The following is a 22,458-nucleotide window of genomic DNA, read 5'->3' as shown; positions in this document are numbered from 1 at the left end:
CTGCCCTTTGCCAAGACAGCATAAAGAAAGGGCGGCCAATTGGCCGCCCTTTCCATTTTTCCAATCGTGTGACGCGATCAGAATTTCTTCTTCGCGGTAACCGCCCATTCGCGCGGACGGCCCGGCAGGCCGGTCACGAAACCGGCGCCTGCACGCGTCAGGTCGAACAGGGACTGGAAGTAGTACTTGTCGAACAGGTTGGTCACTTCCACCCCGAGCTCCAGGTCTTCGTCCTCGTTCTTCCAGGTCAGACGAGCATTGGCGACGATATAATCGTCGATCTTGTTCGTCGGGCCGTTGATCGCGTTGGTGTAGATGTCGCTCTGGTAAGAGGCATCGAAACGCGGCGTGATGGATCCGGCAGAACCCAGCAGCGCTTCATACTGCGCGCCGATCGACCACTTCCATTTCGGCGTGTAGTTCGAAACCATGTCCGGCTGGATGCCGCTCGCCGGTTCCAGCGAATCCGCGACATAATCGAAATCGACATAGCTAACCGTGCCGTCGATCACGAAGCCGTCCACCGGACGCAGCGACGTTTCCACCTCGAAGCCCTTCACATGCGCGTCGCCGGCATTTGACGGCAGCGAGCAGGGAACGGCGAAGCCGGCACCTGCCTGCGGGCAGTTGTTCAGCGCCAGCTGAATGCCGTTGTAGTTGCTGTAGAACGCCGCCAGGTTGAGGCGCATCATCCGGTCGAACAGGTCGCTCTTGAAGCCGACTTCGAAGGATTCGAGCGTTTCCGGATCGAAGGACAGCACCTGCTGCGCAAAGAACGGACGCGGGTTGATGCCGCCGCCCTTGAATCCGGTCGACCACTGGCCATAGACCGAGATTTCCGGCGTGATCTCATACATCGCGTTCAGGCGGTAATCGACACGGTCGTGGTCATACGTACCGGTCACGCCGTCCAGCGCGCCAAGCTGCGGATGCACACCGCCATCCAGCGTGCGGCGGACATAGGTGTAGTCCTTGTGCTCGTCGGTATAGCGGATGCCGGCCGTCAGCGTCAGCGGATCGATCGGGTTCCAGGAAACATGCGCGAAGGCGGCCTTGGTGTCCGCATTCACCGGATCGTCCTGGATGAAGGGATCGAGACCGGAATAACGCAGCGACTGCAGCGCGCCATAGACCGAACGCTGGTCCATGTAGAACCCGCCGACCGTGTATTCCAGCCGATCGTCCAGCGCGATACCGTTCAGGCGGACTTCCTGGCTGAACGACCAGAAGGTAAGGTCGCTGATGCCCAGGCTGTGCGAAAGCGGCGATGCCGCATCGTCATTGGTGAACTGCGAACGATATTCGCGGTAGGCGCTGATCGAAACCAGCTGCAGGGAATCGGTCACGTCCCAATCGACCTGGCCCGAAACGCCCCAGCCTTCGAACTTCGTGCGGCCATTGGCGGAAAGCGCCGGCTGCCCGTTATCTGCCAGCATCGCGTAATTGGCGAAGTTGCAATATGGCCCGCAGACGAAGCGGCTGTCATAAGGAACGTCAGCTTCGTACGGATTGATGTCGAATACCCGCGCGGAAGGATTTGCCGGATAGGGGTAATACGGGCTGGCGATTTCGCCTGCGGCGTTCCTGCGTTCCACCAGCACCGAACCGCCATTGTTGCGATCGTCATGCGTGTAGTCGGCAGCGATATTGATATCGAGGCGGCTGGTCGGTTCCCAGCGCAGCTGGCCGCGCACCGCTTCGAAATTGACTTCGCCCTCACGCGCGGAAACGCAATCCGAATTGTAGGGCAGGGTGGCGGTCACGCCGCCTTCGGGGTTCACATCGCTTTCGCCCGCCGGATAGACGCAGCCGAAATCCATGCGCTTGATATAGCCGTCCTGCGACTTGGAGACGCCGGAAATGCGGGTGGACAGCGTATCGGTCAGGCCGAAATCGGCGCTGGCGCGCAGGTCCAGCCGATCACGGATACCGTAAGTGGCGGAAACATAGCCGGTGTTGGAACCGGTCGGACGCTTGGAATAAAGCTTCACCGCGCCGCCGATGGAGTTACGGCCAGCCAGCGTGCCCTGCGGGCCGCGGAGGATTTCGACACGGTCGAGATCGAGCAGGTCGAACAGCGAGCCGGTCAGCGTAGCATAATAGACATCGTCAATATAAAGGCCCACGCCCGGTTCGAGAGCGGGGTTGAAGTCATACTGGCCGACACCGCGGATGCTGGCAGCGATCGAGGGGCCATAGGAGCTGCCCTGCGGCTTCAGCGACACGGACGGAGCCTGTGCGGCAACTTCGGCCACATTGGTCTGGCTGCGCGCTTCGAGCATGTCGCTCGACACTGCGGTGATGGCCAGAGGCGTGTCCTGCAGGTTCTGTTCGCGGAACTGCGCGGTCACGACGATTTCTTCGACGCCGTTCGCAGGCTGCGCCTGAGGTTCCTGTACCGGCTGGTCCTGCGCGATGGCAGGGCTGGCGGCACAGATGGCAAAAAGTGAAATACTTCCGGCGAGTGAACGTCGCACTCTGGCCGTATTAATCTGAAGCATCAGACCCGTCTCCCTTGTTGGCACCGCCCTCGGGCGGGGCGTTGAAAAGTCGGGCGCCGCATACGCGACCAGCGGATTTCTGAAAGATGAATATGGGGTCCGGAGCCGCAGTATTCTGCGATTAGTGCAAACGGGTAACAACGATGTGGGAGTGTATGATCCACTCGTAAACGAATTTTCGGGCAATCCCGAATGGCGCAGGCCAGCCCGTCAATGCGGCGCAACAAAAAACCACCTGTCCGCAGGGCCTGGGTCCCGCGGGCAGGTGGTCACGTCATGCCTTGATCTGGCTGGCCGGAAGAAACAGCCTTTGGTCAGCCCTGTTCCTGTCCGGCCAGGATGGCGCCGAACTTGGGATGGGCGAAATGCATCGGCACGTCATGGCGATAGGGCCAGGTCTTGCGAATCTCTTCTGCCGGCAGCAGCCGGTCGGGGCCGACCGGATCTTCGGGATAGAGCTTTTCGGCAGGCTGGAGATGGCTGGTCGTGTGGGCCCAGCCTTCTTCGTAATTGCCCTGCCACTGCATCTTGTAATCCAGCCGCTGGATTTTCCAGACGCCGTTTTCCCGGACATAGTCATTTTCGTAAACGCCGGCTTCCATGAATTGCTGGGGCATGAAATCGGGTTTGGCTTCCAGGAAATCGTCATGCCAGCCGCCGAACAGCAGGCCACGGAAACGGCCCTTTGCCGTCTGCCGGTCCGGTGCGACGGTGATGATGTCCTGCATCTGGAAGTGATCCAGCAGCAATCCGTTGACAGGCCCCGGTTTGCCGCCGGTGAACCGTCCGGCGATCCAGTCTCCGTAAAGACGTTTTACGCCAGCATGGCCGACATATTCGCCGGAAAGGAAGACGACCACGCCATCTTCCGCAAACAAATCCGCCACTTCGTTCGGCCGGTTGAAATCGATGTAATAGCCATAGGCCCAGTGCAAACGGCGGATAGCATTGATATCCTCCAGCTCTCCAACCCGGTTTTCGAGCGCGGCAAGGCGTTTTTCGACATCACTCATCTTCGACTCTCCCTGAATTCTTTGTATGCGTTCCTAACGATCGTGAATGTTTTGGCGAGAGGAAACTGGCAAAAATGGCCGACAAACAATGGTTGCAGGACGGCAAATGGGCAGGCCGCGTGGCGTTCATCACGGGCGCGGTGACGGGTATCGGACTGGGCGTGGCACAGGCATTTGCCGATGCCGGAATGCGCCTGGCGCTCAGCTATCGTAACGAGGACGACAAGGCGCGCACCGCCGAATGGTTTGCCGAAAAAGGGTATGAACAGCCGCTCTTCGCGAAGCTGGATGTTACCGACCGGGAACGCTTCGCCGAAGTGGCGCAGCAGGTGGTTGACCATTTCGGCGAAGTGCATGTGCTGGTGAACAATGCCGGCGTATCCGTCTTCGGTCCGACGGACGAGGCCAGCTATGACGATTACGACTGGATCATGGGCGTCAATTTCGGCGGTGTGGTCAACGGGCTGGTTTCCTTCCTGCCGAAAATCAAGGCGAGCGAGGGGCGCCGCCACGTCGTCAATGTGGCCAGCATGGCGGCTTTCCTGCCGGGGCCGCAGGCGGGTATCTACACGGCCAGCAAGTTCGCCGTGCGCGGGCTGACCGAATCGCTGCGCTACAACCTTGCTCCGCATGGCATCGGCTGTTCGCTGTGTTGCCCGGCGCTGACCCGCACCAATGCCTGGGCCAGCGCGACCAAGCGGCCTGACAGTTTCAAGGATAGCGGTTTCGCACCGACGCGGGAGGGGGAACTGGAACAGTTCGGCACGGCATTTGAAGAAGGCATGGATCCCTATGAGGTGGGTACAAAGATCCTGGCCGGCATGACCGAACAGAAGGGCCTGATCCTGACCCATCCCGAACACGGCCCGGATTTCGAGGAGATGCACGAAAAGATCATGGCCGCGTTGCCCGATGAAGAAGCGCCCGCCGGCCGTTTGAAGATCGAACAATTGCGGCGCGATGCGATGAAGGCGGCGGAAGAAGGGCTGGTGGTCCAGCTTGACGATCTGACCTGAGGCGAATTGGTGGCGCGCGCGGCAATGGCCGTGCCCGCCGCCAGGAGGCTGCCAAGAGTCAGTGGACGCGGCCAAATGCCTTGCTATCCTCGTCATCCGGGAAGGGAAGCGAGGAGGCTTTCATGTGTGACGAACAGCAATTGGCTCGAATGGGGCGGCTCAATCGTCGTCAGTTCACGGCCTTTGGCGCGATTGCGGGCCTTGCCGCCTGCGCGCCGATGAATGGTGCGAAGGCGGAAGGATCGCTTTCGGAAGAAATGGTGAGCTTCAGCACGCCGCTGGGCACGATGGACGCATTCTTCGTCCATCCGGCGGAAGGGGCGTATCCGGCGGTCATAGTCTGGCCGGATATTGCCGGGCTGCGCGATGCCTTCAAGATGATGGCCCGGCGCCTGGCGGGCGAAGGCTATTCGGTTCTGGTGCTCAACCCTTATTATCAGAGCGCGCCGGCCCCACAGTTCGAAGATTTCGAGGATTGGCGCAATAATGACGGCATGGCGAAAGTCGGCCCCTGGCGTGAAGAAAACACGCATGAGGCGGTGACCGAAACGGCGAAGGCTGCCGTGGCCTGGCTGGATGGGCAGGAGGCGGTCGATACGTCGCGCGGTATCGGCACGCAGGGATATTGCATGGGCGGCCCCTTCGTGGTGCGCACCGCCGCTGCCGTTCCTTCGCGCGTGAAGGCGGGGGCCAGCTTCCATGGCGGAGGTCTGGTCGGCGATGATGATACCGCCCCGATCAATCTTCTGGATGACACGCAGGCGAGCTTCCTGATCGCCATCGCCCAGAATGACGATGCCCGCGTACCGGGCGAAAAGGATGCCTTGCGCGCAGCGGCGGAGGCAGCAGGCCGCCCGGCAGAGATCGAAGTCTATGCCGGGGATCATGGCTGGACCGTGGTCGATTCCCCGGTTTACGCAGAAGAACCGGCGGAAAAGGCGTGGAGCCGCCTGCTCGCCCTTTACGAAAGCGCGCTTTGATATGGGAACTGCCCGCTATGCCATTCGACCTTCGAGTTCTGAGGATGGAGAGCGGGCGGTCGCCATCTGGCGGGCTGCGGTAGAAGCGACCCATGATTTCCTGCCGCCGGAAGATCTGGCGGCAATCGATGCGGAAGTGCGTGAATTCCTGCCGCAAATGCCGCTGTGGCTGGCCGTTGACGATGCGGATCGGCCGATAGCCTTCATGCTGCTGGATGATGGACATTTGGAGGCCCTGTTCATCGATCCCGCCCATGCCGGATCAGGGGTGGGACGGACGCTGGTGGCCCATGCACTGCAGCTCCATCCGGCGCTGACCACCGATGTAAATGAACAGAATCCGGCTGCGCTGGCGTTCTACGAACATCTGGGCTTCCAGCGGACGGGACGTTCCGAACTGGACGGGCAGGGGCGCCCATTCCCGCTGATTCATCTGCGCTATCAGCAGGTATTGGCCAGCGGATAGGCCGGGAGGGCCTGGCAGGGGGCAAATTTCCTCCTCGGGAACGGTCCATCTTCAAATCATTTCGGCTCGACGGGTTATTCCTTGTCTCGCAGGAACAAGGTGTCAGCTCATCCGTGATCCACGCGATATTAACGGAGAGATGAAATGAAAATTGCAGTATTTACAGTGGCTTGTGCCCTTATGGCTGGTGGCGCCGCTTTTGCCCAAGACGCCCCGGCACCGGCTCCTGCCGCCCCGGCGCCGGGTGCGACTGACTTCACCGACCAGCAGATCGATGGTTTTGCGGAGGCTGTCGTGCAGATCCAGGATGTTGCCGCAGACACGACGCTGGAACAGGCTGACAAGAAATCCAGGATGGCAGCAATCGTGGATGAGGCCGGCCTTGATCCGCAGACCTTCAATGCCATCAGCAAGGCCGTGCAATCGGACACAGAATTGCAGCAGAAGGTGCAGATGGCCATCGCCCAGCAGCAGGGCCAGACCAGCAACCAGTAGTCAGGCCCCTGGTGGTCGGGCGGCTATCGCCCCATGCAGACCCCGCGATCCGGTGATCGCGGGGTCTGTCATGTCAGGGTAAGGCGTACCAGTAACAGGTGGCGCGCATTTCCACGCTGACGCGGGGCGGTGAATCCGGCGGGGCCAGCGGATTATCGAAGGCCACATGCGGGATGCATTGCGCCCGTTCGGGATCGCTTTCGCTGGTCTTGAAGATGATGACCTCGTCCGGCGTCATATCGCTGAACCACAGCCAGCGATGGCCGGTATCATGGGCCACCACATAACCTTCGAAGCTGAATTCGGGCGCACCGCCCGGCGGATCGAAGATGGCATCGGCCCTGATCAGTTCCGGCCCTTTCACCGATCGCGTATCGCATAGGGCCAGCGGTACGTCCTGCGGCGCGCCGCTGATTGCGCGCCATACATTGAATTGCGCGCTGCGGGCGATTGCGCGGCCTTGCGGTGCCGACCGGGCCCGGAATTCTGCCCCGGTCGGCGCCGAAACATCGACATGGGCGAAACGCGCCGGATGGGAATTGTCGCTGCTGCCTGTCTGCCCGGTCTTTTCGGAAAAGCGGAGGATACCGCGCGGCGTCACCACCACTTCATCGCAGCCGGTAACCTGTTTCAGCAGGGCGGTAATCTCCGCTGCATGGATCAGTTCGATCTGTTCCGGGTCGGAAAAATCGGCCACTTCGCTGCGATGCCGGGTGAGGATGCAACCTTCGACATCCAGCGAAGTGCTTTCCCCCCGCATGTCGGTGATTTCCATTTCGACCGGGTCGAGGACAATCGTGTCCTTCTCATGCGCGTTGGCATAGTAACGCGGCCGATCGCCGGTATCCTTCACATAGGCGATCGGCGCGTGCAGCGTGGTCATGCCGGTTCAAACTCCTCGGTATCGATGGTCGGCCGGATCGCATCGTGATAGCGGTGGCCGGAAATGGTCTGGTGGTTGATCAGCCGGTCCGCTTCTTCCAGCACATCGGTGGAAACGTCCAGATTCCCGGCATTGTAATTGTCTTCAAGGTGCCGGAGATTGGTTGTGCCGGGGATGACATGGACATTGCCCCCGCGCGAAAGCACCCAGGCGAGCGAAAGCTGGGCCGGAGTGATGCCGGCGCCTTCGGCCAATGCGTTGAATTCCTCGATCACCTTCAGGTTCTTCGGCCAGTTTTCCGCGTTGAAGCGCGGCATCTTGGTCCGCAAATCCTTTTCCTCCAGCGTGGAGGGATCCTTGAGCACGCCGCCAAGCGCGCCGCGGGCCACCGGGCTGAAGGCGACGAAGGGAATGCCCAGTTCCTTGCAAGTATCCAGCACGCCCAGTTCGACATTGCGCGTCCACAGCGAATATTCAGTCTGCACCGCGCCGACCGGATGGACCGCATGTGCTTCGCGGATATGGGCGGAAGACCATTCGGATACGCCATAGGCGCTGATCTTGCCTGCTTCGATCGCCTTCTGGAATGCGCCGACAGAATCGGCGATCGGCACTTTCGGATCGAAACGGTGCATGTAGTACAGATCGATGTGATCGGTGCCGAGCAGTTCGAGGCTCTTGTCGATATCCTCTTCGATATGGGCCGGGCTGCAATCGATGCCGCGTTTCGGCCCGTCCACTATGATCCCGGTCTTGGATGCGAGGAAAAACTCCTTGCGCCGCCCCTTCAGCGCTTCGCCGATCAGCGCCTCGTTCTTGCCCGCGCCATAGATGCGGGCCGTATCGAGGTGGTTATATCCCAGGTCCAGCGAACGGTTGAGGAAGGCAACGCAATCGTCATGGGCAGGCGGCGTGGCATAGGCCCAGGACAGGTTCATGCAGCCAAGGCCGACGGGATGCAGTTCGGTTCCGGCGATAGAGCGGGTCATGGGTCTCCTGACTTGGTCTTTGCCCGATATGGGCGTGAGTGGTTTCGGACTTTGCCGGTTTTGCGCGGTTCAGCCGTCAGGCGTCTGACAGTGCCGATCGGGCCCACTGGTAGAAATCGCCCTGGACCTGCGCAAGTTCATTGGCCGACCGGCGATAGCCGGACACGTCCTTTTCGATAGCGGCGGCACGCCATTGCGATTGATGTTCGGCCAGGCGCTTGCGAACGGCGAAGAAGCGTTCCTCGAATTCTTCGGCCAGGTTCAGGTCAGCCAGCAGGCGCGGATCGGCGCGGATTGCGCCAACCAGTTCCGCCACCAGCGTGGCGAAGCGTGTGCGCAATCTGACGATGTCCCTGATCGCCCGTTCGCCATCGCTCGCAAGCGCATCCAGCATTTTTCGATGCGTGTCTTCAGCATCCGCCAGGAGGCGGTCCAGTCCAGCCATGCAATCCCCCAGATTTTTTATCTTCTGGGGGATTACATTCTGCGGTCAGTTTCGGCCGGTCAAGCGCAATCGCGCTGTGTTCTCAGGACCAGCCATCCTGTTCTTCAAGGCTGGCGGCCAGTTCGCCGATCACACGGTAGCAATCCAGCACCGATGCGACCGAGGAATTGGGTTCGCGGCCTTCGCGGATCGCGGCGATGAATTCGCGGTCCTGCAGTTCGATGCCATTGCTGGAAACGGCGACGCCGGACAGGTCGATCGGTTCCTCGCGGCCCGTCACCAGGTCGTCATAACGGGCGATATAGGTCGCCGTATCGCCGATATAGCGGAAGAAGGTGCCCAGCGGCCCGTCATTGTTGAAGGACAGGGCAAGGGTCAGGATCTGGCCCGCTTCGGTCTTCAGCTGGATCGACATGTCCATGGCGATGCCCAGTTCGGGATGGCGCGGACCCTGGATGGCATTGGCGGTCACCACCTTGCTGCCGGTCATGTACTGGAAAATGTCGATCGAATGGGCGGAATGGTGCCACAGCAGATGGTCCGTCCAGCTGCGCGGCTGCCCCTTCGCGTTCATGTTCTTGCGGCGGAAGAAGAAGGTTTCGATATCCATCGCCTGGATATTGAATTCGCCCGCATCGATCCGGTTCTTCACGAACTGGTGGCTGGGGTTGAAGCGGCGGGTGTGGCCGACCATGCAGACCAGCCCGGTTTCCTTCTGCTTGTCCAGCACGGCCTGCGCATCGGCCCAGCTGTCGGACAGCGGGATTTCCACCTGCACATGCTTGCCCGCATTCATGCACTGGATCGCCTGTTCGGCGTGCATCTGGGTCGGCGTGCAGAGGATGACGGCATCGACATCGTCGCGCTCCAGCGCTTCGGAAAGTTCGGTGCCGGAATGTTTTGCGCCGTATTTGGCGGCAACTTCCGCGGCCTGTTCGGCACGGCGGGAAATGATCGACGTGATTTCCACGCCGTCGATATTCTTAAGTCCGTCGAGATGCTTTTCGCCAAAGGCGCCGGCGCCGGCGAGGGCAATACGCATGGAGCTCTCCTCAATAATCTGTACCCGCCCAATGGCGGGATCATACGCTGGAAAGGGGGAAGCGGGATGGCCCCGCTCCCCCGGAATGTCGGACCGGCTAGGCGGCGTCTTCGTTCTTGAGAACGATATGGCCCAGCGCGGTGTTCGAACATGGTACGTGGTAATGGCGGTGGAGTTCCGAGACATTCGGTCCCAGCGCGCCGCGCATGATCAGCCACATCACCATCTCGATCCCTTCGGATCCGGTCTCGCGCAGATATTCGATATGTTCGATCGTGCGCAGGCGCTGCGGATCCCGGGTCAGATCGTCCAGGAAGCGCTTGTCCCAATCCGGATTGATCAGGCCGGCGCGCGGACCCTGCAACTGGTGGCTCATGCCGCCCGTGCCCCAGATGTGCACGTTCAGATCTTCGGGATAGCTGGCAACCGCGCGGGCGATTGCTTCGCCCAGCATCCAGCAGCGATTGCCGGAGGGCGGCGGATAGGTGACCACGTTGACAGCGATCGGGATGACCTTGGTCGGCCATTTCTTCGGCGTCTTGTTGTCCTTGCTGTCGAAGATGACATCCAGCGGCACGGTCAGGCCGTGATCGACATCCATCTCATTGATGATGGTCATGTCGAATTCGTCGAGGATGCAGCTCTGCGCGATGTGCCAGGCAAGGTCTGCATGACCTTCAACCGGCGGCACGGGGCGCGGGCCCCAGCCTTCATCGGCCGGTTCGAACTTGTCGGCGCAGCCGATCGCGAAGGTCGGGATCACCTTCATGTCGAAGGCGGATGCGTGGTCGTTGTAAACCAGAATGACCACGTCGGGCATGTTTTTCGCGACATAGTCCTTGGTCCATTCATAGCCGGCGAAGATCGGCTTCCAGTAATCGTCGTCCGTCCGACCCTGGTCGATCATCGCGCCGATTGCGGGCACGTGGCTGGTGGTCAGGCCGTGGGTAATGCGGGCCATGTGTTCAATTCCCCTCCTTCTTGGAACGCACGCCATTGGGCGAGCGTCCACCCGCGATCATCATCGCGGCATATTCGTCCTTGCTCATGCCGGTCATGGAACCGGCCGCGTCCTGGAAGCTCTGCCGATCGGTGGAGAACAGCTTGGCCAGGAAATAGATATTGCCGCCTTCGTCGATCATCGCATTGTAATCACGGGCGAGAACGGCCTTCTTCGCCTCTTCGGTCATCGGCCATTCGTCCAGATAGGCGCGCTCGTCCGCCAGGAAACGTTCGCGGTTTTCCGGCTTCATCAGGCTCATCGCGAACTGGTTCAGGTGGTAACCCTTGCGGGCCCGGTTGGCGGTGAAAACGCGCGTGCCGGGTATATCGTCGAACTCGGCGAGATAGGCATGCACGTCGCGGGGCATGGTCTTTGTCATTGCTGCTCTTCCCATTTGTAGGTCAGCGGGGCCTCGCGGAAGGCGAAGCGATCAAGGTGGCGTTCGATCACGGCGCGGAGATGTTCGTTCTGCGCCGCATCGGCGGTGGTAAGCGTGATGGCGATGCCGCCATGCCGGGCCGTCATCACCGCATTGTCCAGTTCGGAGAACGGAAACACGCCCATCCCGTCGCCTTCGTCATAGCTGGTGGCCATCTTGTGGCTCCAATGCGAGGCGAGCTGCTGGATATAGCGTTCCGGCTTTTCGCAGGCTGCGAAACCGGTTGCGGTGACGGCGGATTCGGCATTGCTCATAGGCCGCGTTCTTTCAGTTTTGCGTCCAGACGCGGAAACACCTTTCGGGCATTGCCTTCGAAGATCGCGTGCTTTTCTTCCGCGGAGATATCCAGCGCATCGATATAGCGCTTCGTATCGTCGAAATACTGGCCGGTTGTCGGGTCGATCCCGCGCACCGCGCCCACCATTTCACTGCCGAACAGGATGTTCTTGTTGTCGATCACATCGGCCAGCAGGTTGATGCCGGGCTGGTGATAGACGCAAGTGTCGAAGAACACATTGGTCATGATGTATTCGTCGAGGCTCGGCTTCTTCAGCATGTCCGCCAGGCCGCGATAGCGGCCCCAGTGGAACGGCACGGCGCCGCCGCCATGGGGAATGATGAAGCGCAGATTGGGGAAGCGGGAGAACAGGTCGCCTTCCATCAGCTGCATGAATGCGACAGTGTCCGCCGCAAGGTAGAAACCGCCCGTGGCATGCATGGCCGGGTTGCAGGACCCGGAGACGTGGATCATCGCCGGTACGTCCAGCTCGCTCATCGCCTCGTAGAAGGGGAACCAGTATTCATCGGTCAGCGGAGGATGGGTGAAGTGGCCACCGCCCGGATCGGGATTGAGGTTGCAGCCGATGAAGCCCAGTTCTTCCACGCAGCGGCGCAGTTCCTTCACGCTGGCCGCCATGTCGGCCTTCGGGCTCTGCGGCAACTGGCACACGCCGACAAAGGTTTCCGGATAGAGCTGGGTGACGCGGTAGATCAGGTTGTTGCAGTGCTGGGTCCACGCCTCGCTCACGCCCTGATCGCCGATATGGTGCGCCATGCGGCTGGCACGCGGGGAAAAGATCGTCAGGTCCGCGCCGCGTTCCTTGATCAGCTTGAGCTGGTTCTTCTCGATCGTCTCCCGGATCTCGTCATCGGTGATCTCGGGATAGGGCGGAGGCGTGCCGCCGCTCTTGAAAGCGGCTTTCTGCTCTTCGCGCCAGTCGTCATGCTGGGACGGAGCAGTGGTGTAATGGCCATGGCAATCGATGATCAGCGTCATGTGCGCCTCAGTTCCTCTCTTGGTTTGCATTCGCCGCGCGTCGTTGCAATTCGACCGTGCCGCGAGTCATCACAGGTTCCACGCCAAGCCCTAGCAGGGTCTTGGCCGATTCTTCCATCTCCGCCGCGCGGCGTAAACCGTGGGTTTCCATACGCTCGCGATTATAGGCCACGCGCTCCGCCCAGGGGATGGTTTTCTCCGATGCGTCGAGCGAGGTCATGACTTCATCGAACACGCCTGCCGCATCGGCGGCGGCGGCGCATTCGCTGGACAGTGCCTCCAGCCCTTTCACCATGACGGAACGGATCATCTTGATCGCGCTTGCCCGGCCCACATCTTCGCCCACGATGCGGGTCTTGGCGAAGCCGGCATCGCGCATCAGCATCATCGCATCCTGTGCGGCAGGGCCCGCGAACAACAGTGGTACATTCATGCGCGCGGGATCGACCGGCGCCATCACCGCCACATCGACATAGCGACCGCCGGCTGATTCAACCGCCTGCGCGGCGGCCCGCTTCGTTTCAGGGGCCACGGAATTCATATCGCACCAGATCGCGCCTTCGGGCAGGAAGGGCGCATATTCCTGCGCCGCCTTCAGCGCCTGATCCGCCGTGACCAGGCACAGCACCAGCACGGCGCCGTCCAGCGCTTCCTTCGCGCTGGCCGCCGGACGGACCCCGCATTCTTCCATCGCGGCCCGCTTCGCCTCGTCCGTGTCCCAGGCTATCGCCCTGTCTTCCCAGCCGGAGGCAAGGGCAAAGGTGAAACCGGCCTCACCGAAGCCGATCAGGGTCAGGGATGGGGTCTGCGCGTTCATTTCGTTTGTGGCATCCTTCCGCCCCCGCCCCTACAGAATGTATGTGTTGCATACAAGTTGGCCCAAGCCGCGTCACGCACTTGACGGATGGTGCCAAGCCGGTCCACCCGGCGAACGAATTTTAGACAGTGGAGAGTCGGAACATGGCCGGTGTCGTCGTCCAGAATATCGAACGCGCGGATAAGGAAGTTGTGGCAGCTCTCGGCAAATGCGGTGTTGCCACCGTGCACGAGGCGCAGGGCCGTATCGGGCTGCTCGCTTCCTATATGCGCCCGATCTATCCGGGTGCGCGCATCGGCGCTTCTGCCGTGACGATCAGCGTGCCCCCGGGCGATAATTACATGGTCCATGCCGCGATCGAACAATGCCAGGATGGGGACGTTCTGGTGATCGCGCCGACCAGCCCCTGCGAAGACGGCTATTTCGGCGATCTGCTCGCCACTTCCGCGCAGGCGCGCGGTGTGAAGGGCCTGATCATCGATGCCGGCGTGCGCGACGTGCGCGATTTGCAGGAAATGGATTTCCCGGTCTGGTCCAAGCGGGTCTTCGCGCAGGGCACGATCAAGGCCTCGCTCGGCAGCGTGAATGTGGACGTGGTGTGCGCCGGTGCCTTCATCCGCCCGGGCGATATCATCGTTGCCGATGATGACGGCGTGTGCGTGGTGAAGCGCGAAGACGCGGAAGAAGTGCTGAAGAAGGCGCAGGCCCGCGAAGCGAACGAGGAAGAGAAGCGCCAGAAGCTGGCCGATGGCGTGCTTGGCCTCGACATGTACGGCTTCCGCCAGAAGCTGACCGATATGGGTCTGAAGTGGATCTGATCCGGGCAATTCCCCTTTCCGTTCGCGGGAAGGGGAGAGGGATGAAACGATGACACAGACTTCAGCACCCGTGATGTGGATGCGGGGCGGCACGTCCAAGGGCGGCTATTTCCTCAGCGATGATCTGCCCGCTGACGAGAAGGAGCGGGCAGACTTCCTGCTGCGCGTCATGGGCAGCCCCGATCCGCGCCAGATCGATGGCATGGGCGGCGCCGATCCGCTGACCAGCAAGGTCGGCGTCGTGAAGAAGAGCGAGCGGGAAGGGATCGATGTCGATTATCTGTTCCTGCAGGTCTTCGTCGATCAGGCGATTGTCACCGACCAGCAGAATTGCGGCAATATCCTGGCCGGGATCGGCCCCTTCGCGATAGAGCGCGGGCTGGTGCAGCCCACCGGGGATGAAACGCGCGTTTCCATCTATATGGAAAATACCGGGCAGGTGGCCGTGGCCACGATCCAGACCCCGGGCGGCATGGTCAATTATGCGGGCGATGCGCGGATCGACGGGGTGCCCGGCACCCATGCGCCTATCCCGCTGGAATTCCGCGACACGGCTGGCTCATCCTGCGGAGCGCTGCTGCCTACCGGCAATGCCGCGGACGTGATCGAGGGCGTGCGCTGCACGCTGATCGATAACGGGATGCCGTGCATCGTGTTCAAGGCCGAAGATGTCGGCGCCACCGGCTATGAAACGCGGGAAGAGCTGGAGAGCGAGGCATTCGCCCCGATCCGCGAGAAGATCGAGGCCATTCGCCTGGCGGCCGGGCCGTTGATGAATCTTGGCGACGTCAAGGAAAAATCGGTCCCCAAGATGACCCTGGTCGCGCCGCCGAAAAATGGCGGCGCCGTGACAACGCGCGTTTTCATCCCGCATCGCGCCCATGCTTCCATCGGTGTGCTCGGCGCGGTGACGGCGGCGACGGCCTGCCTGGTGGAGGGGTCGCCCGCCGCCGAAGTGGCGGACATCCCCGAGGGGGAGAGCAAGACGTTGAGCATCGAACATCCCAGCGGCGAGATGAGCTGCATCCTCAAGGTGGATGATGCAGGCGATGTGGTCAGCGCCGCCCTTTTGCGCACCGCGCGCAAGCTGATGGACGGGGTGGTGTTCGTCTGACCGGAGTGAGCCGTGCGCGTGCTTCGACAGGCTCGGCACGATCGGTTCTGGTAGTTGGTTGAAAGTTCCGCGCGTCCTGAGCCTGTCCAAGGACGTGCGCCAAGGGAAGATATATGAGCGACCGCATTACCAGCTGGCACCCCAATCCCAGCAAGCCGAACTTCACGCCCCCGCCGGGCGCGGTGGATGCGCATTGCCACGTTTTCGGGCCGATGGCGCAGTTCCCTTTCAGCCCCAAGGCGAAATATCTCCCCGAAGATGCCGGGCCGGACAAGCTGTTTGCCCTGCGCGATCATTTGGGATTTTCGAAGAATGTCATCGTGCAGGCGAGCTGCCACGGCACGGATAATTCCGCCACGCTGGATGCGATCGCCAAATCGAACGGCAAGGCGCGCGGCGTGGCAGTGGTCGATCCGGCGATTTCCGAAGCGGAACTGGCTGCCCTGCATGATGGCGGCATCCGCGGCATCCGCTTCAATTTCCTGAAGCGGCTGGTCGACAATGCGCCGAAGGACAAGTTCCTGGAAGTCAGCAAGCGCCTGCCTGCCGGCTGGCATGTCGTGATCTATTTCGAAGCTGACATTCTGGCCGAACTGCGCCCCTTCATGGACGCGATCCCCGTGCCGCTGGTGATCGACCATATGGGCCGCCCCGATGTGACGCAGGGGCCTGACGGGCCGGACATGAAGGCGTTCCGCGCCCTGCTGGACAGCCGGCCTGACATTCATTTCAAGCCGACCTGCCCGGACCGGCTGGATGCGATCAAGGAAGGCGGAAAGGGCGATCCGTGGAATGATTTCGCCTCGGCGGTCGCGCCGCTGGTGGCCGATTATCCCGATCGCTGCATCTGGGGCACGGACTGGCCGCACCCCAATATGCAGGACGAAGTGCCCGATGACGGGCATCTGGTGGATATGATCCCGCGTATCGCGCCGACTGAAGAATTGCAGCGCAAGCTGCTGATCGACAATCCGGAGCGGCTTTACTGGGCCGATTGACCGGGTCGGTCAGGCCGGAAACTGGCGTGCCGGACGGGGATCAGAGCTCCTCGTCCGCCGCCTCCTCAAGGTGGTCCTTGATATTTTCGCCGCGTTCACGCAGCTCGTCCGCGCGTTGTTCGGCGGCTTCCTGTTCCTGTTCGGGCGCACCTTCGGCCAGTGATTCGACGACATCGGCCTGCGCTTCATAGGATTCGTCGATCGCTTCTGCCTGTTCCTCCACCTGTTCTTCGGCCGGGCTGTCGCACCCGGAAAGGCCAAGTGCCAGTGCGGCCATCGGCAGGGCGGCCAGTGTGATCCTGGTGGTGCTGAGCATCGAAATATCCCCTTTTTCTGCGTTGTTGGCCCGATTGCGAAGCCATTTTCGGCGGGCGCTCAATGGCGGAAACGGTCCAAGGGGCAGGGAAGTTTCCCGAAAGCCAGCATTTGCCCGATTGCGCATTGTCTGGTGGCCAGGCATTCATCATCGCGCGCTGGCCCCTTGTTGCGAAGCGGTTGTGCCGCTAAGGGCGCGGCCACTTCTCTCTTACAAATCGAGTATTGTTTCATGAGCCTGCGCAACGTGGCGATCATCGCCCACGTCGATCACGGCAAGACCACGCTTGTCGATCAATTGTTCCGCCAGTCCGGCACTTTCCGCGAAAACCAGCGCGTTGAAGAACGTGCGATGGACTCCAACGATCTGGAGAAGGAGCGCGGGATTACCATTCTCGCCAAGCCGACTTCGATCGTCTGGCGCGATTACCGTATCAATATTGTCGATACGCCGGGCCACGCCGATTTCGGCGCTGAGGTGGAACGCATCCTGTCCATGGTGGACGGGGTGATCCTGCTGGTGGATGCGGCCGAAGGCCCGATGCCGCAGACCAAGTTCGTGACCGGCAAGGCGCTGGGCCTTGGCCTGAAGCCGATCGTGGTGGTCAACAAGATCGACAGGTCCGATGCGCGCGCCAGCGAAGTGCTGGACGAAGTGTTCGACCTTTTCGTCAATCTGGACGCCAATGACGAACAGCTGGACTTTCCCGTGCTCTATGCCTCCGGCCGCAACGGCTATGCTGGCATGGATGAAAGCGTGCGCGAAGGCGATCTGACCCCGCTGTTCGAAAGGCTGGTGGCCCACGTGCCGGAACCGCAGCTGGACGGCGGCGCCAAGTTCTCCATGCTGGCGACCCTGCTCGATCGCGACAGCTTCCTCGGCCGTATCCTGACCGGCCGGGTGGAAAGCGGCAAGCTGGAAGTCGGCATGCCGATCAAGGCTATGGACGTGAACGGCAAGCAGGTGGAAGCCGGCCGCGCGACCAAGATCTTCTCCTATGAAGGGCTGGAGCGGGTCCCGGTGGAAAGCGCCAATGCGGGCGATATCGTCGCCATTGCGGGCCTGACCACGGCCACCGTGTCCAACACGATCTGCGATCCCGCCGTGGACGAACCGATCCACGCCCAGCCGATCGATCCGCCTACCCTGTCCATGACCTTTGCCGTGAATGACAGCCCCTATGCCGGCCGTGATGGCGACAAGGTGCAGAGCCGCGTCATCCGTGACCGCCTGGAGCGCGAGGCGGAAAGCAATGTCGCCATCCGCATCAGTGAAAGTGCCGAAAAGGACGCTTTCGAAGTGGCCGGCCGCGGCGAATTGCAGCTGGGCGTGTTGATCGAGAACATGCGCCGCGAAGGTTTCGAACTGTCCATCAGCCGCCCGCGCGTGCTGTTCCGCCAGGGCGAGGCCGGCCGCGAGGAACCGTATGAAACGGTCGTGGTCGACGTGGACGATGAATTCTCCGGCACGGTTGTCGAAAAGATGGCCCTGCGCAAGGCGGAGATGACTGACATGCGCCCGTCCGGCGCAGGCAAGACCCGTCTGACATTCTCCGCCCCGAGCCGTGGCCTGATCGGCTATCATGGCGAATTCCTGTCCGACACGCGCGGAACGGGCATCATGAACCGCCTGTTCGAGAAATACGGACCCTATAAGGGCCCGATCAGCGGTCGCCAGAACGGCGTGCTGATCTCCATGGAACAGGGCGAGGCCGTGCCTTATGCGCTCAACGCGCTGGAAGATCGCGGCATATTGTTCATCGCCCCGGGTGAGGCGCTGTATCAGGGCATGATCATCGGCGAGAATGCGAAGCCGCAGGATCTCGAGGTCAACCCGCTGAAATCCAAGCAGCTCACCAATTTCCGCGCCAGCGGCAAGGATGAAGGTATCCGCCTGACCCCGCCGCGCAGGATGACGCTGGAACAGGCGATTGCCTATATCCAGGATGATGAACTGGTGGAGGTGACGCCCAAGAGCATCCGCCTGCGCAAGCGCCATCTCGATCCGCATGAACGCAAGAAAGCCGCGCGCGCCGCAGCCACGGCATAATTTGCGACATTTTCGGGCATTGCCCGAATTGCCCTGACTGGTGATACTCCCGGGCTGAACAGGCCCGGGAGAGCCGGATGAGTATCACAAGGGCGGGCTGCATGCTGGCCGCGTTGCTGGCGGCCATGCCTGCCAATGCGCAATCGGCGGAAGAGCCGGAGCCGGGTGGGGGCGATATCGTCGTCACCGGCCAGGCCGAAATGCAGGACCGCGGCACGATCAGCCGTCAGGCCCGCGCCATCACTCGCAAGCAGAACTGGCATGACCGGCCGCTGGCCCGGTTTGAAGATCGGCTGTGCCCGGGCATTCTCGGCCTCAAGCCCGATTATGCCGCCCTGATGATCGACCGTATCCGCGCCAATGCCGAAAGGCTGAAGATGTGGATGGCGGACGATACCGGATGCGAACCCAATCTCGTCATTGCCTTTGTCGAGGACGGCAAGGCCGCGATGGCGGATTACGAGCGGAAATATGGCTATCGTTTCCGCCTCCTGCCGCTGGAGGACCGGCGGGATCTGCTGGGCGCGGACGGCCCGGTACGCGTGTGGACGATGACGCAGACCCGCACCCGTGACGGTATGCCCATTTACGAAAGCGGCTCGCTGATCGACCCGCCGGTTTCGCGGCAGGCCATGGCCCATTCAAAGATCTATCTGTCCACGCGGGAAGATATTCTGCAGGTCGTCATCCTGTTCGATCTGGCGGCGGTGCAGGGCAAATCGCTGGTCCAACTGGCGGATTACGCCACGATGCGCGGCCTGGCGCGGACCGTGCCACCCGAAGGCGAACAGGCGATGGATACGATACTGGGCCTGTTTTCAGTGCCATCGGGCCGCGCCCCGGCGGAAATGACCGAATTTGACCGCGCCTATCTGGCCAGCCTGTACGATTCCATTCCCAACCTGCCCGCAACGGCAAGAATATTGGGCGTGAACCGGCAATTGCGGCTGGCGCGGGTCGCAGAAGAGGATGAGGGCGGCCGCTGACCGCCCTCTTTCCCGCATTTATTCCGCGGCGGGCGTGATCTTCAGCAGCGCGCCTTCCGTCTCGTCCGTCAGCACATAGACGGTTCCGTCTGGCGCGATCTTCACGTCACGCAGGCGCTGCTCCAGCCCTTCCAGCATCGTCTCCATAGCGGTGACGGCACCGTTGGCATTCACTTCCATGCGGACCAGCGACTTGCTCATGGCCGGCATCAGCAGATCGCCTTCCCAGCCTGGGAAGGCCGCGCCGTGATAGACCGCGATATTGCCCGGATTGATCGATGGCGGGCCGAAGGCGAAGGCGGGGTCCTTCATCCCGTCCACCGCGCGAATGCCCTTTGCCGCTTCGCCATTATAGTGATGGCCCTGCGTCACATCCATCCAGCCGTAATTCACGCCCTTTTCGATCAGGTTCAGCTCGTCCCCGCCGCGCGGGCCGAACTCCGTCTCCCACAATTTGCCGGTCAGCGGATCGAAATACAGGCCCAGCGGGTTACGATGGCCGGTGGACCAGATGGTGTCCTGCCACCCTTCCTGTCCGGCAAAGGGATTGCCGGGCGCGGGCTTGCCATCATCGGTCAGGCGCAGGATCTTGCCGAAATCATTCGACTGGTCCTGCACCATTTCGCCATAATTGCGATCCCCGCTGGTGACATAGAGGAACCCGTCCGGGCCAAAGGCGATACGCCCGCCATAGCTGCCAAAGGCCGGTCCCTGGCCGCAGCACCGTTCCGGCACTTCCGAGCCGTACCATGGGGCGGCGACGAAAATATCCTCCACATTGCTGAGCTGATGCCCGCCATCCCAATGCGCGCGGGCCACGGCCAGCGCGGTATCGGCATTGACGCCGGGCTTGTCCCCCGCATCCGGATGCGGTTTGCTGTAAGAGAAATAGATCAGCCCGTTCTCGGCGAAATCGGGATGCAGGGCCACGTCCATCAGCCCGGCAAGGCCAAAGGCAAAGATCGCCGGCAGGCCCGCGATTGGCTGCGGATCGAGCTGCCCGTCCCGGATAATGCGCAGGCGGCCGGGCCGCTCCGTCACCAGCATGCCGCCATCTGGCAGGAAGGCGAGGCTCCACGGATGGTCCAGCGTATCGCCCACGCGCTCCACATGCAGTGTGGCCATTTCGGTTTCCACGGTCCACGGTCCATCGCCCAACGCCACGGTCCGGAAACCGGGAGGCGGGGCGGCGGCTCTTTCCCCGGCTGGCGCGTCCTGCGCGCGCGCCGTCTGCCCGCCGGCCATCATTCCCAGTGCCAATGCCAGCGACAGCGCCGCCCTGATCCGTTTCATCTCGTCCCCTCCCGTATTTGACTTTGTCCCCCTCTTAGGGGCGGGGCGCGAACTGCACAATCCGGCACACTGATGCAGATGCTCCGATTATGCGTTTCCGGGCGGGAAGAGGCCGCGAACAGGCGGTTCGGGGCGAAAGCCCCGATCCGTTGTTTCAATCATTCACCGGGCGCCGCTGGTGCGAAGGCGTGGTTCAGGCTGTCTCCGCCGCTTCGGTGAAGCGGCCATGCTTGCGATAGCGCAGCATCCAGCGATCGAGGAACAGTTCCAGCGGGCGCGGAGAAACGCCCAGCTGTTTCAGCCCCGGCAGTTCGCCCGATGCCACGCTGCCCTGTTTCAGCAGGTTCCACTGATCGGAATTAAGCGGCGTACCGGGCAGGCTGGCGAACAGCGAGGCCAGGCCGTCGGGCACTGGCGCCAGAATACGCTTGCGTTCCTGCGTCCTGGCGATGTCATGCAGCAGCTCGTTCATCGTCAGCACTTCGGGGCCAGCGATTTCGAAAGTCCTGCCGCCATGCTTGCCTGGATCGGACAAGGCGCTGACGATCGCTTCCGCGGCATCGTCCACCCAGAGCGGCTGCAGCTTTGCTTCCGGTGCGAATACCGGCACCACCGGCATTGCGCGCACCAGGCCAGCGAACAGATTGATGAACTTGTCGTTCTCGCCAAACAGAACGGAAGGCCGCAGGATGCTTGCCTTCGGGAAAGCGTCGAGCACCAGCTTTTCGCCCAGCCCCTTGGTGCTGGCGTAGCCGCTTTCCGATTCGGCATCGGCGCCGATGGCGGAAACATAGGCGAAAGCTTCCACGCCCTGCTGTGCGGCGATTTCGGCGGCAAGTCCCGCGCCTTCGGCCTGCAATTCCTTCTGATGGGCGCCGAATGTGCCAACCAGATAGACGACGGCGTCCGCATCGCGGATCGCTGCTTCCATGCTGGCGCGGTGGGTGACGCTGCAGCGCATGAACTGCATCTGGCCGAGATTGGCCAGCGGCTTGAGATGAAACGCCTTTTCCGGCGCGTGATCGGCGATTCTCAGACGTGCATCGCGCTGCAGCAATTCCTGCGCCACGAGTGATCCGAGGAAGCCGGCGCCACCGATAAGCACCACCAGCTTGTCTTCAAGCGGTTCGAGATGAGCCATTTATTCGTCCAACCCAGCCTTGTGCTGCGAGCTTTGCGTTACAGGGCGGCCATGCCGCAAGGCGCCTCTCGCCGCAAGCCGTCACTGACTGTGCTAGTTCTCGTTGACAGGCCTGTCGCCGTTGGCTATCGGCCCGCCCCTACCCAGCGGATGGACGCCAACGTTCCTTCCGCATCAGGTGCCCAGATGGCGGAATTGGTAGACGCACCGTCTTCAGGTGGCGGCGGGGGCAACCCCGTGGAGGTTCGAGTCCTCTTCTGGGCACCATTTGTTCTTCTCACGTTCTCCCAAATAATCTATAAAACCCGCAGAAATCCTAGGGATTTGGCCCTTGGATCGTTCCGGATCGTCCCGCCTGTTCTCGGGGGTTCCAGACAC

General features: G+C 61.7%; 23 protein-coding genes and 1 tRNA gene. 10 read left to right on the top strand and 14 right to left on the bottom strand.

Annotation, left to right across the window (positions count from 1 at the left end; all coding sequences use genetic code 11):
• Positions 1-77 precede the first annotated feature (77 nt).
• Both WYH_RS09450 and WYH_RS09445 read right to left on the bottom strand, forming a co-directional pair.
• Positions 78-2,501, bottom strand: a complete 2,424-nt coding sequence (locus tag WYH_RS09450; RefSeq protein ID WP_046903627.1) for a TonB-dependent receptor — start codon at positions 2,499-2,501, stop codon at positions 78-80.
• Between the two features lie 314 nt (positions 2,502-2,815).
• On the bottom strand, positions 2,816-3,514 hold the full coding sequence (locus tag WYH_RS09445; protein WP_046903626.1) for a nuclear transport factor 2 family protein: 699 nt from the start codon (positions 3,512-3,514) through the stop codon (positions 2,816-2,818).
• 74 nt (positions 3,515-3,588) lie between these two features.
• Here WYH_RS09445 and WYH_RS09440 point away from each other — a divergent pair, with 74 nt between their 5' ends.
• The 4 genes from WYH_RS09440 to WYH_RS09425 all read left to right on the top strand — a co-directional run bounded on the left by WYH_RS09440 (position 3,589) and on the right by WYH_RS09425 (position 6,471).
• Positions 3,589-4,530 carry an SDR family NAD(P)-dependent oxidoreductase gene (locus WYH_RS09440; RefSeq protein WP_046903625.1) on the top strand — a complete coding sequence of 314 codons (942 nt, stop codon included), beginning with the start codon at positions 3,589-3,591 and terminating at the stop codon, positions 4,528-4,530.
• 122 nt (positions 4,531-4,652) lie between these two features.
• Entirely contained in the window at positions 4,653-5,510 is an 858-nt protein-coding gene (locus WYH_RS09435) for a dienelactone hydrolase family protein (protein ID WP_046903624.1), read from the top strand.
• Position 5,511: 1 nt separating this feature from the next.
• A complete protein-coding gene (locus tag WYH_RS09430) occupies positions 5,512-5,976 on the top strand; it encodes an acetyltransferase (protein WP_046903623.1) in 465 nt (154 codons plus the stop codon).
• Between the two features lie 144 nt (positions 5,977-6,120).
• The gene (locus WYH_RS09425) at positions 6,121-6,471 is read left to right on the top strand and encodes a DUF4168 domain-containing protein (RefSeq protein WP_082347937.1); all 351 of its coding nucleotides are present in this window, start codon (positions 6,121-6,123) and stop codon (positions 6,469-6,471) included.
• A 73-nt stretch (positions 6,472-6,544) separates the two neighbouring features.
• Here WYH_RS09425 and WYH_RS09420 read toward each other — a convergent pair whose 3' ends face one another.
• From WYH_RS09420 to WYH_RS09380, 9 genes are all read right to left on the bottom strand, one after another.
• Positions 6,545-7,354, bottom strand: coding sequence for a CmcJ/NvfI family oxidoreductase (locus WYH_RS09420; protein ID WP_046903622.1), 810 nt, complete (start codon positions 7,352-7,354; stop codon positions 6,545-6,547).
• On the bottom strand, positions 7,351-8,343 hold the full coding sequence (locus WYH_RS09415) for an aldo/keto reductase (RefSeq protein WP_046903621.1): 993 nt from the start codon (positions 8,341-8,343) through the stop codon (positions 7,351-7,353). The genes WYH_RS09420 and WYH_RS09415 overlap by 4 nt, the downstream gene beginning before the upstream one ends.
• A gap of 76 nt (positions 8,344-8,419) precedes the next feature.
• Positions 8,420-8,788, bottom strand: a complete 369-nt coding sequence (locus tag WYH_RS09410) for a hypothetical protein (protein ID WP_046903620.1) — start codon at positions 8,786-8,788, stop codon at positions 8,420-8,422.
• Between the two features lie 82 nt (positions 8,789-8,870).
• Positions 8,871-9,830, bottom strand: a complete 960-nt coding sequence (locus tag WYH_RS09405) for a Gfo/Idh/MocA family oxidoreductase (RefSeq protein WP_046903619.1) — start codon at positions 9,828-9,830, stop codon at positions 8,871-8,873.
• Between the two features lie 97 nt (positions 9,831-9,927).
• Positions 9,928-10,791: a class III extradiol dioxygenase subunit beta gene (locus WYH_RS09400; RefSeq protein WP_046903618.1), complete on the bottom strand. Its 864-nt coding sequence runs from the start codon at positions 10,789-10,791 to the stop codon at positions 9,928-9,930.
• Positions 10,792-10,795: 4 nt separating this feature from the next.
• Entirely contained in the window at positions 10,796-11,200 is a 405-nt protein-coding gene (gene ligA, locus WYH_RS09395) for a protocatechuate 4,5-dioxygenase subunit alpha (RefSeq protein WP_046905023.1), read from the bottom strand.
• A gap of 8 nt (positions 11,201-11,208) precedes the next feature.
• Complete coding sequence (locus WYH_RS09390; RefSeq protein ID WP_046903617.1) at positions 11,209-11,526, bottom strand: DUF2218 domain-containing protein; 318 nt, start codon at positions 11,524-11,526, stop codon at positions 11,209-11,211.
• Positions 11,523-12,548, bottom strand: a complete 1,026-nt coding sequence (locus WYH_RS09385) for an amidohydrolase family protein (RefSeq protein WP_046903616.1) — start codon at positions 12,546-12,548, stop codon at positions 11,523-11,525. Before WYH_RS09385 ends, WYH_RS09390 begins: the two co-directional genes overlap by 4 nt.
• A 7-nt stretch (positions 12,549-12,555) precedes the next feature.
• Complete coding sequence (locus WYH_RS09380; protein ID WP_046903615.1) at positions 12,556-13,365, bottom strand: NAD(P)-dependent oxidoreductase; 810 nt, start codon at positions 13,363-13,365, stop codon at positions 12,556-12,558.
• A gap of 143 nt (positions 13,366-13,508) precedes the next feature.
• Between WYH_RS09380 and WYH_RS09375 the strand changes: the two genes are divergently transcribed.
• The 3 genes from WYH_RS09375 to WYH_RS09365 all read left to right on the top strand — a co-directional run bounded on the left by WYH_RS09375 (position 13,509) and on the right by WYH_RS09365 (position 16,295).
• Complete coding sequence (locus WYH_RS09375; RefSeq protein ID WP_046903614.1) at positions 13,509-14,183, top strand: 4-carboxy-4-hydroxy-2-oxoadipate aldolase/oxaloacetate decarboxylase; 675 nt, start codon at positions 13,509-13,511, stop codon at positions 14,181-14,183.
• A gap of 49 nt (positions 14,184-14,232) precedes the next feature.
• Positions 14,233-15,297, top strand: a complete 1,065-nt coding sequence (locus WYH_RS09370; protein WP_046903613.1) for a 4-oxalomesaconate tautomerase — start codon at positions 14,233-14,235, stop codon at positions 15,295-15,297.
• A gap of 113 nt (positions 15,298-15,410) precedes the next feature.
• A complete protein-coding gene (locus WYH_RS09365; RefSeq protein ID WP_046903612.1) occupies positions 15,411-16,295 on the top strand; it encodes an amidohydrolase family protein in 885 nt (294 codons plus the stop codon).
• A 40-nt stretch (positions 16,296-16,335) separates the two neighbouring features.
• Here the strand turns inward: WYH_RS09365 and WYH_RS09360 are convergent, their stop codons facing one another.
• Positions 16,336-16,611, bottom strand: coding sequence for a hypothetical protein (locus WYH_RS09360; RefSeq protein WP_156320115.1), 276 nt, complete (start codon positions 16,609-16,611; stop codon positions 16,336-16,338).
• A gap of 231 nt (positions 16,612-16,842) precedes the next feature.
• Here WYH_RS09360 and typA point away from each other — a divergent pair, with 231 nt between their 5' ends.
• Complete coding sequence (gene typA, locus WYH_RS09355) at positions 16,843-18,660, top strand: translational GTPase TypA (protein ID WP_046903610.1); 1,818 nt, start codon at positions 16,843-16,845, stop codon at positions 18,658-18,660.
• Positions 18,661-18,737: 77 nt separating this feature from the next.
• Positions 18,738-19,646: a hypothetical protein gene (locus WYH_RS09350; RefSeq protein ID WP_156320114.1), complete on the top strand. Its 909-nt coding sequence runs from the start codon at positions 18,738-18,740 to the stop codon at positions 19,644-19,646.
• An 18-nt stretch (positions 19,647-19,664) separates the two neighbouring features.
• On the opposite strand, the gene WYH_RS09345 is transcribed toward WYH_RS09350, so the two are convergent.
• Both WYH_RS09345 and WYH_RS09340 read right to left on the bottom strand, forming a co-directional pair.
• Entirely contained in the window at positions 19,665-20,939 is a 1,275-nt protein-coding gene (locus WYH_RS09345) for a PQQ-dependent sugar dehydrogenase (RefSeq protein ID WP_053833517.1), read from the bottom strand.
• Positions 20,940-21,132: 193 nt separating this feature from the next.
• Positions 21,133-22,080, bottom strand: coding sequence for a complex I NDUFA9 subunit family protein (locus tag WYH_RS09340; RefSeq protein ID WP_046903608.1), 948 nt, complete (start codon positions 22,078-22,080; stop codon positions 21,133-21,135).
• A 180-nt stretch (positions 22,081-22,260) separates the two neighbouring features.
• Here WYH_RS09340 and WYH_RS09335 point away from each other — a divergent pair.
• Positions 22,261-22,347: transfer RNA gene (locus tag WYH_RS09335), tRNA-Leu, on the top strand.
• Positions 22,348-22,458 lie beyond the last annotated feature (111 nt).

This window comes from Croceibacterium atlanticum (assembly GCF_001008165.2).
GTDB classification, from domain to species: domain Bacteria; phylum Pseudomonadota; class Alphaproteobacteria; order Sphingomonadales; family Sphingomonadaceae; genus Croceibacterium_C; species Croceibacterium_C atlanticum.
Note: the sequence above shows the minus strand (reverse complement) of the source record. Positions and strands in the feature narration are given on the sequence as shown.